Source organism: Shewanella scandinavica (assembly GCF_031932065.1).
GTDB classification, from domain to species: Bacteria; Pseudomonadota; Gammaproteobacteria; order Enterobacterales; family Shewanellaceae; genus Shewanella; species Shewanella baltica.
In genome coordinates this window covers 163569-177695 of sequence record NZ_JAUOES010000004.1, presented here as the reverse complement: position 1 = coordinate 177695, position 14127 = coordinate 163569, and the positions used below count along the sequence as shown (strand labels likewise).

The 14127-nt window shown below is 49.7% G+C and carries 10 protein-coding genes; 4 read left to right on the top strand and 6 right to left on the bottom strand.

What is annotated here, in order from left to right:
• Positions 1-82: 82 nt before the first annotated feature.
• The 4 genes from dsrO to Q4Q50_RS04715 all read left to right on the top strand — a co-directional run bounded on the left by dsrO (position 83) and on the right by Q4Q50_RS04715 (position 6849).
• The gene (gene dsrO, locus Q4Q50_RS04730) at positions 83-994 is read left to right on the top strand and encodes a sulfate reduction electron transfer complex DsrMKJOP subunit DsrO (protein ID WP_371830295.1); all 912 of its coding nucleotides are present in this window, start codon (positions 83-85) and stop codon (positions 992-994) included.
• On the top strand, positions 984-2066 hold the full coding sequence (gene nrfD / locus Q4Q50_RS04725) for an NrfD/PsrC family molybdoenzyme membrane anchor subunit (protein WP_311898603.1): 1083 nt from the start codon (positions 984-986) through the stop codon (positions 2064-2066). Before dsrO ends, nrfD begins: the two co-directional genes overlap by 11 nt.
• A gap of 35 nt (positions 2067-2101) precedes the next feature.
• Positions 2102-5209, top strand: coding sequence for a tetrathionate reductase subunit A (locus Q4Q50_RS04720; protein ID WP_311898602.1), 3108 nt, complete (start codon positions 2102-2104; stop codon positions 5207-5209).
• 335 nt (positions 5210-5544) lie between these two features.
• On the top strand, positions 5545-6849 hold the full coding sequence (locus tag Q4Q50_RS04715; RefSeq protein WP_311898601.1) for a methyl-accepting chemotaxis protein: 1305 nt from the start codon (positions 5545-5547) through the stop codon (positions 6847-6849).
• A gap of 76 nt (positions 6850-6925) precedes the next feature.
• On the opposite strand, the gene Q4Q50_RS04710 is transcribed toward Q4Q50_RS04715, so the two are convergent.
• The 6 genes from Q4Q50_RS04710 to hrpB form a co-directional block, all read right to left on the bottom strand.
• Entirely contained in the window at positions 6926-7627 is a 702-nt protein-coding gene (locus tag Q4Q50_RS04710; RefSeq protein WP_006084189.1) for a DUF3581 domain-containing protein, read from the bottom strand.
• 211 nt (positions 7628-7838) lie between these two features.
• Positions 7839-8069 carry a hypothetical protein gene (locus tag Q4Q50_RS04705; protein ID WP_107403628.1) on the bottom strand — a complete coding sequence of 77 codons (231 nt, stop codon included), beginning with the start codon at positions 8067-8069 and terminating at the stop codon, positions 7839-7841.
• Between the two features lie 158 nt (positions 8070-8227).
• Positions 8228-8623 carry a DUF2391 family protein gene (locus Q4Q50_RS04700; protein WP_006080091.1) on the bottom strand — a complete coding sequence of 132 codons (396 nt, stop codon included), beginning with the start codon at positions 8621-8623 and terminating at the stop codon, positions 8228-8230.
• Between the two features lie 90 nt (positions 8624-8713).
• The gene (locus tag Q4Q50_RS04695) at positions 8714-8992 is read right to left on the bottom strand and encodes a peptidylprolyl isomerase (protein WP_006084190.1); all 279 of its coding nucleotides are present in this window, start codon (positions 8990-8992) and stop codon (positions 8714-8716) included.
• A 148-nt stretch (positions 8993-9140) separates the two neighbouring features.
• Positions 9141-11465 carry a penicillin-binding protein 1B gene (gene mrcB, locus Q4Q50_RS04690; RefSeq protein WP_311898600.1) on the bottom strand — a complete coding sequence of 775 codons (2325 nt, stop codon included), beginning with the start codon at positions 11463-11465 and terminating at the stop codon, positions 9141-9143.
• An 88-nt stretch (positions 11466-11553) separates the two neighbouring features.
• The gene (hrpB, locus tag Q4Q50_RS04685; RefSeq protein WP_311898599.1) at positions 11554-14103 is read right to left on the bottom strand and encodes an ATP-dependent helicase HrpB; all 2550 of its coding nucleotides are present in this window, start codon (positions 14101-14103) and stop codon (positions 11554-11556) included.
• Positions 14104-14127: the final 24 nt, after the last annotated feature.

Genomic DNA, 14127 nt, shown 5'->3' with positions numbered 1-14127 from the left:
TGCCTCTAAACCTCGCCATAAACCTTAACGCTAGGTCTATGAGCCAGTTTATTCGCCATCTGCAAGAGTGAAGGAAATCTGTATGGACAAGAGTAAACGTCAGTTTCTCGGCAAAATGGCCAGCGTCAGTGTTGGCGCCGCACTGATCCCTGTGGTGCAAGTGTATGCACAAGATGATAAGCGCAGCCCTCAAGTGCACAGTGCCAGCGAAGGCCAAGTGGGTAAACGTCAGTTTCTCGGCAAAATGGCCAGCGTCAGTGTTGGCGCCGCACTGATCCCTGTGGTGCAAGTGTATGCACAAGATGATAAGCGCAGCCCTCAAGTGCACAGTGCCAGCGAAGGCCAAGTGGGTAAACGTTACGGCATGGTGATCGATCTACGCCGCTGCGTGGGCTGCCAAGCCTGTACCGTCGCTTGCACTATCGAGAATCAACCGCCCCTAGGGCAATTTCGCACCACAGTGCAGCAGTATGAAGTCTCGCAGCAGGAAGATACCACGCCGCCTGCGTTTTTAATGCTGCCAAGACTTTGTAATCACTGCGAAAACCCGCCCTGTATTCCCGTTTGTCCTACGGGCGCGACCTTCCAGCGTAAGGACGGCATAGTAGTCGTCAATAATGAATGGTGCGTTGGCTGTGGCTATTGCGTGCAAGCCTGTCCCTACGATGCCCGCTTTATCAACCACGATACTAATACCGCCGACAAATGTACCTTCTGCGCCCATAGGTTGGATGCGGGATTACTGCCCGCCTGCGTCGAAACCTGCGTGGGAGAAGCCCGTGTGATTGGCGATCTTAACGATCCCCACAGCCAGATAAGCCAACTGCTCGCCAACAATAAAACCGATATAAAGGTACTCAAACCCACGGCCAACACTTCACCGCGCGTGTTCTACATCGGCATGAGCAGCGCTTTTGAGCACAAGATTAGCGGCCAAGCCCCCGTTAGAACCTTACTTACCGATACTGGCGAGGAGATCCACCATGGTCATTAAAGAAATCTTTACCCCAGATATCGCCATTACTTGGCTACCTTGGGCGGTGCAATACTTTTTTATGATGGGTCTGGCCTATGCCTGTGTGTGGGTCGCGACAATACACTTGTTTAGTCACGCGAAACCCGATGACAGACTGCTGAAACTCTGCGCCTGTTTAATGCTGACCGCAGGCATAGTCGCGCCTATTGCCTTGCTCGCCGATTTACACCAACCGCTGCGGGCTTGGCATTTTTATGCGCAAGTTCGCCCTGAATCTTGGATGTGGTATGGCGCCTTTTTACTGCCGGTATTCTCGGGCACCAGCGCGCTATTTGCTTGGCTATTACTGCGTCAATATCTGCCTAAGCACACCGCGCATCAAGACTCAGATTGGCTGAATAAAATAGGCCAATTATTGAGATTCGGTGATTGGAACAGTGACAAATTCATCAAGCCGATCGCACTGATCACGGCCCTGAGTGCCTGCAGTATCGCCCTCTACACTGGCATGGAAACCATGGCCATTAAGGCGCGGCCACTGTGGCATACCTATTGGCTACCACCTTTAATGGCGATGAGCGCCCTGCTCGCCGCCTGCGGCACTTTGGCGGTATTGAATCGATTATTAAAAGGCTACCAACAAAGTACCCAAGACAAGCTATTACTCTGGGTAAGGGCCAGCTTTGGTCTGTTCGCCCTGTGCATTATCGGCTGGGCATTATTCGATAAGGGCTCGGCCCCTGAAGCCGCGTTATTGCTTGAAACTAGTCCAAGTTGGCAACTGGCCGCGATTTGGGTGCTAGTCACACTCGCCATGCTGGCACTGATGCTCGCCATTCGTCACTTACCCAATGTGGCTATGATCGTCGTCAGCCTCACGGCCATTCATCTCGCGTGGGGATTTCGCTGGATAGTGCTCATCCAAGCGCAAACCGATCCTAAATACGGCGCAGGGACTTACCTCTATCAACTGCCTTGGGGACCCGAAGGACTATTAGGCATAGCCGGCACCTTCGGTCTCTGGCTGGCATTAATGGCGCTGGTCTCCGAACTTATTCGCCACACGCCTGCGGCAAAGCTTGCTCGCTGAGCACCCAATTAGTTTACAGAATTAAGGAGTCCATCATGGATAAGAGTAAACGTCGTTTTATCAAAGGGGCCGCTGTCACGGGTGGTGTGGGATTATTTGCCGCGGGTTATAGTCATACGTTAGCGCAAATGGGCAAAGGTGTCGTCAATGGCACCTCAGGAAAACCGACCCAAGATCCGCTGCATGGCAATTCCTTAGCGCCTGAATACAAAGTCGATTTACAGTCAGGTCAGCTAATCAGCAATGACGATCAGCGCGTCGCCAATACTATGTGCTTAGGTTGCTGGACCAAATGCGGCGTGCGCGCTCGTATCGATCAAAAAACCGATAAGATCATCCGCATCAGCGGTAATCCTTATCATCCGTTGTCATCGCGGGAACATATCGATTTCGATACGCCAATCAAAACTGCATTTGTCGGGCTAAGCGCCTTTCAAGAACAGGGTCTACAGGGGCGTTCCACCGCCTGCGCTCGTGGTAATGCCATGCTAGAACAATTGGATAGCCCGCATCGTGTTACCCAATGTCTTAAGCGCGTAGGTAAGCGCGGCAGTGGCCAATGGCAGAGCATTAGCTTTGAGCAGTTGCTGAATGAAGTCATCGAAGGCGGTAATTTATTTGGCGAAGGCCAAGTTGAAGGCTTAAGAGCGATTCGAGATATCGCCACGCCGCTCGATGCCAATAATCCGGAATACGGCCCTAAGGCCAACCAGTTACTGGTCTCGAACGCCTCAGATGAAGGACGCGATGCCATTATCAAACGTTTTACCTTCAACAGCTTTGGCACCCGAAACTTTGCCAACCATGGTGCCTATTGCGGGTTTACCTACCGCGCTGGTGCAGGCGCTTTATTGGATGATTTGAAAAAATACGCCCACTTGAAGCCCGATTGGGACCATAGCGAATTTTTACTCTTTATCGGCACCTCGCCGCAGCAATCGGGCAATCCCTTTAAACGCCAAGCGAGACAACTGGCAAACGCGCGGGTGAATAACAGCAATTTCAGTTATGTGGTGGTGTCGCCCATGCTGCCCAATACCTCGAATCAACCTTGTGCGGGCAACAACACTTGGCTGCCGATCCGCCCCGCCACCGACTCGGCCCTCGCCATGGGCATGTTGCGCTGGATTATCGATAAACAGCGCTATGCCGCCGATTTTTTGAGTGCGCCCAATGTCGATGCTGCAAAAGCATCAGGTTACCGTGGCTTTAGTAATGCAGGCTTCTTGATAATCAGCGAGCCCACCCATCCAAGATATGGCCAATATCTCTTTGCCAGCGATCTTGGCTTACCTTTCGACGGCAAAGCCTACGGCGAGCAGGACTCGCAGTTGGTTGTCGATGCAACGAGTGGCGAGGTAGTTTTGGCTACCCAAAGCCAGAAAGCCAAGCTCGAAGTAGACCAAAGCGTCGACACACCTAAGGGAGTGATTGCGGTTAAATCTAGCTTCCAGCTGTTAAGTGAAGCGGCGCACAGCTTCGAAATGGCACACTATGCCAAGGAGTGCGATATCAGCGAGGCGCAGATTATTGCCCTCGCGGATAAATTTACCAGCCATGGCACTAAGGCCGCAGTAATCTCCCACGGCGGCACAATGAGCGCCAATGGTTTCTATAGCGCGTGGGCGATCATGATGCTCAACGCCATGATAGGTAACATCAATTTAAAGGGCGGTGCATTAGCCTCCGGCGGTTCCTTCCCCGCCTTTGGTAAAGGCCCAAGGTATAATCTGCAGGAGTTTGACGGCATGGTCGAACCTAAGGGCGTATTCCTATCGCGCTCTAAATTCCCCTACGAGAAAACCTCAGAGTATCGCCGTAAAGTCGAAGCCGGCGAATCGCCTTATCCCGCTAAAGAGCCTTGGTTTCCGATTTCATCGCCCTTATTGGGCGAACATTTAACCGCGGCGGTGCACGGTTATCCCTATCGACTCAAAGCATGGATTAACCACATTGGTAATCCGATTTATGGTCAAGCGGGTTTAGGGGAAGCTATTGGTGAACAACTGAAAGATCCTAAGGTGCTACCGCTGTTTATCAGCATCGACAGCTTTATTAACGAAACCTCGGCGCTGTCGGACTACATTGTTCCCGACACCTTAACGTACGAGTCTTGGGGCTGGACCTCAGTATGGCAAGGCACATTAACCAAAGTTGCCACAGGTCGTTGGCCGATTGTCGAGCCAAGAGTCGCGAAAATGGCCAGTGGTGATGTGGTGTGCATGGAGTCTTTCTTGAGCCAAGTGGCGATGAAGTTGCAACTACCCGGCTTTGGCGAAAATGCCGTTAAGGCCGCCGATGGCAGCTTACACCCGTTAACGCGCGCAGCGGATTACTCACTTTACGGCGCCGCCAACGTGGCCTATTTAGGTAAAGCCGTCGCCGATATCAACGCCGAGGACATGTATCTTAGCGGTGTAAGCCGCATTCAAAGTGAACTCAATACCAGACTCACGCCTGATGAAGTCAAAAAAGTCAGTTACTTATTTGCCCGCGGCGGCCGTTTTGAAGAAATGCGCGGCGCACGCGATGACGCGGGGAATCCGAGTAAAGTCTGGCCTAAACCTATGATGCTGTGGAATCCCGACGTCGGCAGTCGTCGCAACAGTCTCACAGGGGAATTTATGAGTGGTTGTCCGCGCTTATATCAACCCTCCTTGGCCGATGGTACGCCGCTCGATAAGGCGTTTGATAAGTCACAGTGGCCTTTGCTGATCAGCAGTTACAAGTCCCATACCATGAGTTCTATGAGTATTGGCTCGGATCGTTTACGCCAAGTACACCCTAATAATCCGGTGCGACTGAACGAGAAAACCGCTACTCGCCTTGGCATCAGCACGGGCGACACGGTAAAAATCAGCACGCCCAACGGCAGCGTGATTGCCTTAGTGGAATGTGTTGCCGGAGTGCACCCAGACTGCATCGCTATCGAACACGGTTATGGCCATAAAGAACTCGGCGCGCGGGACACTGTGATTGACGAGATTAAAATCGTCGCCAATCCGCTGATCCGAGTCGGGATCAACATGAACGACTTAAATCTATTCGATCCCAGTCGTCATGGCCGCTATCCGCTGGTAGACTGGGCAAGTGGCGCCTCGGCAAGACAAGGTCTACCCGCTAAAATTGAAAAACTAAGCTAACCGCCGAGCATAAATAACACTTAAGAAGCTGCCATTGGCAGCTTTTTAATAGCGTGAATTCAAGCTAACTGACCCAAGTAGCATGCTAAAATTTAGCTATCCGTTCTGCCGCTACGTCTGGTCGGGCTAAAACCAAAGTCAAGTCGAGCAACAACCAAAGAAAAGTTATCTTCTTTTGCTCAATTTAGGTATATAGATCCCGATCACGTGTTTAATAGAAATAAACCACACATTAAAATCACAGCTATATTTATCTGTGTATCCAGCTCGTTATATCGAGCTTTCAATAAAGACCAGCGGTTTCTGAGTCAGTTAAGCTCATCAGGAGTATCCCAGTGTTCAATTCTTCATTACGTAAAAGCCTAGAAGTGAGCGAAAACAAGCGCCAAGAAGCGGAGTCGGTCATCGACGCCATTAAGCAAAGTATTGCCACAGTAGAATTTACGCCTGATGGGAAGATTCTCGATGCGAATGCCTTGTTTTTAAAAGTAGTCGGTTATTCACTTAATGAAGTTGTTGGTCAAAACCATAAGCTGTTTTGCTCAGCGGCCTATGCTAATTCTCCTGCCTACCCACAATTTTGGAGTAATTTAAAAGCCGGTCATCCGCAGGAGGGGAATTTCGCGCGAGTGAATAAAAATGGCCAAGAAATCTGGCTGAGGGCGACTTACTTTCCTGTAAAACAGGCGGGTAAAGTCGTGAAGATAATGAAAACAGCTTCTGAAATTACCCAAGATAAGCAACAGCTTGACGATCAACCTGCCATCTTTGATGCCCTAAATCGCTCCCAAGCTATTATTGAATTTACCCCAGATGGCACTATCCTGAAGGCAAATGCCAACTTTTTAAAAACAATGGGATACAGCAAAGAACAGATCCTAGGTAAGCATCATAGAATTTTCTGTTTCGATGAATTTTATCGACAAAATCCTCACTTTTGGGACGAGCTTAAGCAAGGTCGCTATAGCAAAGGGCTATTTGAGCGCAAAAATGCCTATGGCGACTCAATTTGGCTGGAGGCGGCTTACAATCCCATTATGGATGAACATGGAAAGGTCGTTAAAGTTGTTAAGTTCGCCAGTGATATCAGCAAGCGGATCGAGCAAAGCCACGCTGTGCGTGAAGCAGCAAATATTGCGCTCACCACATCGCAACGTACCGTTGAACAAGCGGAACAAGGCGTTAAGTTGCTTAATGCGACCGTGAATACCTCCAATGCCATTGCTGAGCAAACCCATAAAACGACTCAGGCGATTACTCAACTGAATGAGCAATCCCAAAGTATTCAAGCCATAGTCGCGACCATTAGCTCGATTGCCGATCAAACCAATTTGCTGGCATTAAATGCCGCAATTGAGGCCGCGCGTGCGGGTGAACAAGGCCGAGGTTTTGCGGTTGTCGCCGATGAAGTGAGGCAGCTCGCTTCCAGAACCAGTAAATCAACCAGTGAAATTGCCGCCGTAGTCACTAAAAATACCCAGCTCACCACAAGTGCAACAGACATGATGAACGAAGTTGAAGGTATCGCACAGGAAGGGAAACAACAGTTAGCCGAGGTAACTTTGGTGATGGGAGAAATACGCAACGGGGCAGAAAACGTCTCACAAATCGTCTCTCAACTTTCAATCAACGGTCATTAATCCCCTCGCATTTCATCACGCAAGGATTGCATGGCGTTTTATCTGCAGACAAAACGCCATGTGACTGTTCCGTCAATCAATAATCAGTTTTACTACCTTCATAGGTGGCGCACATTTGCTGCGCCAGCGCCTCGTCATAAGGACGTAATCCACTCATGACTAAGGTTTTGATACCTGTGCCGACTAAAGTATCGCCACTGTGTAATTCAAAGTGCAGTGTCACATCGCCACGTTTACCATCGATTTTTAAATCTTGGTCAACGAGTGATAAGGTCACTTGCACAAAATCGAGGGTGGTTAAGTCAAACGACATGCTTTCGTAAATCACTAAAGGTCGGTCTGGGTTGATCATCACTTGATGTTGTTTCATCAAAGGGATCAGGATATCGATAAAATTATGCCCAGAGAAAGCAACATATTGACGAATAAAGGATTCTGTCTGCGCATCGCAACAACTTACATCGCCTTGACGGCTCACATTAAGATAGGTTTTTTCGCGGCCATCGCGAATTGAAAAACTCTCGCTCACTTGTTCCGGGAATTGCAGTTCGACACTCGCGCCCACCATACCCGCAAAGCTAAATTTCATGCTCTGACTCAGACCATATTGAGTCAATACTATGGCAAACAGTAAATCTCCCGGCACGCAAAAGCGTTTTGCGCCCACATTGTGTATGGGATTAAAGTCCTGCGCAATTTTCTTCGCGAAGTCGCTGGCTTGTTGTGCGGATACGGAAATGGCTTGATTTTGCTCGGAAAAATAAGGCGCTAGAAACATATAAACTCTATTTGTAATAACTCAATACAGGGATGGATAACAAAATTATCACGAGTCTACCTTAAATTAGGTATTTAACTCACCCGATGACTTGATCCCACGGAAGATGTACAAAGTAACACCATGCCCACATTTGTAAAGCCAAACAAATTACAAGGGTATTAACTTAGGTTAACAGGCTAGCGCCTTCCATTGGACAAGGAACAAATAGTTAGACTTGTTTAAATTCTCGCTTCAATTGAAAACTATCGTCAGTGACCAGCTGTTCTAGCACTTCGACACGCTGACGCAAGGTAGCTAACTCGGACCGCAAGGCTTGATTTTCGGCCTCTTGCTCACGGCTCGACACACCTTGCTTGTCGCGGATTTTCATAATCGCCACCACATATCCGCCAACAATGGCGAGTATCGGGATAAGTAAAGCGAGGGCTCCAGTATTCATAGTCATTTCCTTTATCTAGTGGCGTTATTGTTATCAGGCTAAAAACTCAGGCTTATTTCGACTCTAGACATTAATCAAAGTCAGAGTATGGGAATGAGTATGCGCAAAATAACGCTTATCCACCAGTGACAAAAGTCATGAAGTTTAGCTAAGGCGCATCATTCCTTATCGAAGCTATCCACAACAATAGCGCCCATGGAGGCAGGCATAGTGATGACGATGATCCGTTTTATAGAGGTTAGCGGGTCTTCAAAAAATGGCACTTTATCGAGACACAGCAGGACGAGGAAAACCACCAGCGCGGTGAGCAAATACGCCACCACAATGCGGAAAATAAACACAGGGACTCGGGCACTAATATTTTGCTGGAACACACTGTGATAAGTAAAAACCCCTAGAAATAACAACGATAAACTAAAGAGCATGGCGAGATTGAGCACAGGCAAGGTTTCGCCGAGATGCCAGGCTTCCTCTGAAAACGCCACGGGCACCGCCAGCGCAAATGCCCCCACGCAAACTTGGCTCGCATCTTCGGTATTAAAACTAAAGGTCATGCTCATCGCTCCTTAATATTCCAATCCATTTGATTAGCCGCAAATGACGTGCGGCTAAGACGCGCTACATTGGGGCTTATTCCTGCAGTATTAAGTGCGATACAGCACTTTAACCACATGCCAGCCAAACTTAGTTTTGACTATGTGCGGCACTAATAACTCGCCCGAAAATGCCACTTTATCAAACTGTGGCACCATTTGGCCTTTTTTAAACTCGCCTAAATCACCGCCTTTTTTGGCCGAAGGGCAAGATGAAAAACGCTTGGCGAGTACCGCAAAATTAGCGCCATTATTCAGCTGCTTAACGATATCCTCAGCCTGCTCTTTGTGTTTCACTAAAATATGCACGGCGGCAGCGGTTTTAAACATGTTATTTCTCACTTTGGGTTAACGACCTAGGCTAAGGGAAGATGGCGTCACGCGTGTACTCTCGATAACGCCATTTCCATTCGCATAGGTTCTACTACTTAAGATTTTATATTCAACGCACAAATGCGTGATTGGTCGATTCTCGAGCCTATTGGCCGAGTATTTTCTGCCACCATTGCAAAGGCTCGCCGCAATTATTCACCGGACGATAAGTTGCGGTTAATGCCGGAAGCGCATCAACATTGCTGCAATCCGATTCTTTGGCCACTCCGGTATCTCGGTCAAAAAAGCCCTTCACGACGCCATTCACTGGGATAGAGCGCAGACTAATAGGTGGACGTTCTTTCAAGAAGGCAAGATACACGGCCATGGCGCCACTGCTGCCATACAAGCTGGTTTTGCCGTTATCATCACGCCCCACCCAAATAGCGGCGACGTTACGCTCATCAAAGCCCGCAAACCAAGAGTCGCGGCTATCGTTACTTGTACCTGTTTTCCCCGCCAGCCCAACGCCTGGGAAGGCATTGCCTAAGCGCGTCGCTGTGCCCGTATTCACCACTTGCTGCATAGCGTACTGGATCAAAAAGTCAGTATCGGGTGAGATGGCCTGCTCTTTAGGCAATCGCGTCACGGGCAATGGATTTTTATCTGCATCCAATACAGCCGTCACTGTGGTTAATTTACGGTAAACCCCGCTATCGGCTAAGGTTTGGTACACCTGCGCCACCATTAATGGCGAGCCATTGACGGCGCCAAGTAACATAGAAGGATACTCGTTTAACGGCTCCTGCCAGCCCGACTTAGCCAAAGTTGTCGCGACTGCATCCACGCCCACCGCAATCCCAAGATTTACTGTCGGGACGTTCATCGACTTTTTCAGCGCCGTTAACAAAGGCACTTGACCGCTAAACTTCTTATCGAAGTTTTGCGGTGACCATGTCTTACCTTGCTCACTCTTTAAGGTAATAGGCTGATCTTTAAGGGGAGTCGCTAAGGTAAATTGGCTATTGGGTGCCAGTGCCGTAGCGTACACAAAGGGCTTAATTAACGAGCCAATCGGACGACGAATTTCAACCGCACGGTTAAAGCCATCAAATCCAGGGGTTTTATCGCCGACCATTGCCGCGATACCGCCCGTGTATTTGTCGGTCACCACCATGCCTACCTGCAATGACTTGTTGCTCTTATCTAAGCTCTTAAGGGTTTGAGTCACCGCAATTTCGGCGGCTTCTTGGGCCATAGGATCGAGCGTGGTATAGATTTTTACCCCAGATTGCTTCAGTAACGCATCGCCATAACGCTCGTTCACTTCCTGTTTTACCAGGGCGAAGAAGGAAGGTAATTTCTGGTGTGCGGGTTTATTCAGATTACGGATCGCCAGAGGTGACTCCACCGCCGCCTTGTACTCGGCCGTGGTTAAATCGCCCGCATCCATGAGTAAACGCAATACCAGATCGCGACGCTCTTGAATGCGATCCGGATATCGCCATGGATTGTAGTAAGACGGTCCCTTAATCGCAGCCACTAAAAATGCCTGCTGGGCGATAGTCAACTCACTGATAGGACGGCCGAAATAGAAACGCGAGGCCAAACCCATACCATGAACGGCGCGGGATTTATCCTGTCCCATATACACTTCGTTAAGATAGGCTTCGAGGATTTCGTCCTTGCTGTAACGAAAATCGATAATCACTGCCATCAAGGCTTCGCGCACCTTACGCAGCAAAGAACGCTCACTGGATAGGAAAAAGTTTTTCGCTAACTGCTGGGTTAACGTCGAGCCACCTTGCACTGTGCGACCGGCGCTAATGTTCACAAACGCGGCGCGCGCAATCGCGAAGGGATTCACCCCATGATGTTCGTAAAAGCTACGGTCTTCCACCAGCAATAACGCCTGCACAATCGACTTAGGCATTTCTTCAGTCGGCACAAACAGCCTGTCTTCACCGTCGCCAGTAATAATGCGATCGAGCAACACAGGCTCAAGATGGAATACGGCAAGCTGGCGTTTGTCCGACACTCGGGAGACTGAACTGACGCCATTGCTGTCGAAGCTGATCATGACTCTTTGTTCGACTTGATCGCCTTCTGGATGTAAAAATGGTCGACGCCACAATTCGATACGGGTGCTCGATGCCGAAAACTCTCCCACTTGGCGTGGATTCGCGACTTTGCGATAGCCGAGCAACTTAAGCTCAGCCATCATTTGCGGATGACTGACCGCCGCGCCGGGATACAGCGCCATAGAGCGGCTAAACACCTGCGCGGGCAAGTGCCATTTTTGGCCTTCAAATTTTTGCGCAATAATTTGATCGAGATAAATGCTGTAGAACGTCACTACAGCTAGTCCGGCTAAGGCTAATTTCCAAGTGATTGACCACATTCGTCGAAATAAACCGCGGCCATTGTTGGCCCTACGGGAAGCGGGTGTTTTTTTTGTCGTCTTAGTCGTCATATCTACTTCATCATTCATGCATTTAAAGACATCAGCCACAGGCACAACAGTGAGCGTGGTGCAAATCAAGGCGTGTTTTCACGCGATTAAAAAAACAGTGTCACTGCTATGGCTGAGCTAAACCCAAGGTTTTCTTCTTGGTAAATTTTGTTGGTAGTGTATTCACAGGATCGTCCGGCCACAGATGTTTTGGATATCGGCCACGCATTTCCTTTTTCACTTCCACATAAGGTCCCTGCCAGAAACTGGCTAAATCCGCCGTTAAAGCCAATGGACGTTGAGCGGGAGAAAGTAATTCCATCGTCACCTTTAGCTTGCCCTGCGCCAGCATAGGGCTCTGCGCCATGCCAAAGGTTTCTTGCAGACGCACCCGCAGCAGCGCACGCCCAGACTCATCATATACGATTGGCGCAGAGGTACCGGTAACTAACGGCCAAGAGGTTGGCAATAACTCCTCCAGCCGCTGTTTCTGCTGCCAGCTCAAACAGTTTGCCACAAAACCAAAGCAATCGAGCTTAACTAATTGCGGCAGATTATTCACATTTTCGAGGTAAGGCGCCAGCCAAGTTTCTAGGCTCGCTAATAACGCCCCATCATCGACCTTGGGCCAGTCACTGCCCGCATCGAACTCAGTCGCGAGTTTAAGCCTGTATTGAAACTGCTCTAAGTTATCGTTCCAATTGAGAATTTGTAATCCTTGCTGGCGAATATAACCCAGTAAGGCCGCGACAATTTGCTTGCGCTCAGGCTTAGCAATCGTCTCGGTTTTCACTAAAATTTGTCCGACCTTATATTGGCGCTCGGCAATGACTCGGCCTTTGCCTTCATCCCAACCACAGATCTCGTGGATTTCCAGCAAGTCTTTTAGCTCGCTATCGAACAAGCTCGGCTGAAACTGACTCGCCAAATAAATCCGTCCGGCGTTTCGGCCTTCAGTTTCTTGGAAATCCGCCACCACCATCCAAGGCGTTTGCGACAAGGCATCTTCGGCTGCTAACACCACGCCAGTCCCATTGGCTAATTGATAACCCTCAACGCCTCGGGCTTTGGCGATGCGATCTGGATACGCCAGTGCCAGCAATAATCCCACATCACTGTGGTGAGCATGGGTCGCGACTTTCACTAAGTCAGCAGTTAAACCGAGCTTTTTCTGCCACTGTTTTGCCTGCTGTCCCGCTTGCCCCTGACAGGCAAAGTGCAAGTAATTCATGATATCGGCGCCCTTTTTAGGCAAACCGCGCGCTTCTAAAATCCCCGACAGCAAACAGGCCAAACTGCCCAATTGCGCAGTTTGCTCATAATCAGCGCCTAAGCTTTTCGCGCCCAATAACATATGGGCAAGCCTTGGGTGACACCCTAGCTCGTAGGCCGCTTTACCGTGGGGAGTCAGTTTATTTTGGCCATCGACCATGCCTAAGCGCTGCAGTAATTGCCACGCCAGCGTCTCATTCACACTCGGTGGCGGCGTTAACAACATCAAGTCACTGAAGGATTTTGCGCCCCAATAAGCACAATCGTGGGCCATAGCCACCAGATCCGCTTGGCTGATCTCAGGTTCATCGGCTCTGAGCATGCGGCCATGCTCTTCTTGGCTCCACAAACGCACGCACACACCCGCAGATAAACGTCCGGCGCGGCCACTGCGCTGAGTTGCCGAAGCTTGGCTAATGCGTTTTAAGCCTAAGCGGGTGACGCCGGTTTTAGGGTTAAAACTGGCCTGACGTTTATAGCCGCTGTCGATGACAAAACCTATACCTTCAATAGTTAAGCTCGATTCCGCCACGTTAGTCGCTAGCACGATTTTGCGCCTGCCATCTGTAGTTGCCGCAATCGCGCTATCTTGGTCAGCACCCGAAAGCTCACCATAAAGGGGGCAAATCAGAAAGGCATCTTGGGCTAAGCGCTCACGCAGAAACTGCTGCAGTCGTGAGATTTCGCCTTTTCCAGGTAAGAAAACGAGCACGGCGTTATTGCTAGCCGTTTTATCAACACTGACACTACTGGCCGAGACCAGATCGAGTACGCAGCGGCCAAGATGATCGATCCAATGCTGCTGCGTCGGCACAGGGCGATATTCAACCTCAACGGGAAAACTGCGGCCTTCACTGTGTAAGGTCACTGCCTCTGGCATCAGTTCGCCCAAGGCAAGGCCTGATAAGGTTGCCGACATGGCCAATATTTTTAAATCGTCCCGCAGTGAAGCTTGCACTTCGAGCGCTAAGGCGAGGCCTAAATCGGTAGTGAGGTGGCGTTCATGGATCTCATCGAAGATGATCATCTCAATCCCAGTTAACTCGGGATCTTGCTGGATCATCCGCGTGAGTATGCCTTCGGTAACGATTTCTAAGCGAGTATTGGCGCTGACTTTAGCTTCACCGCGCACGCGATAACCCACTTCTTGCCCCACCTTTTGCTGGCGACAACGGGCAATATAGTGCGCCACACTACGCGCCGCAACACGCCGCGGTTCGAGCATTAAAATGCGTCCACTGATTTCGGGCCAATCCAACATAGCCAAAGGTAATGCGGTAGATTTACCCGCACCTGTCGGTGCCTCGAGGATCACTTGAGCGTGACGAGAAAAAGCCGCACGCAGCGGTGCTAATAAGCTATGAATAGGTAGAGAGTTCAAGAAAAAGACATCAGCGGCCAACACAGGCCGTCAGTGTACTAACAATCG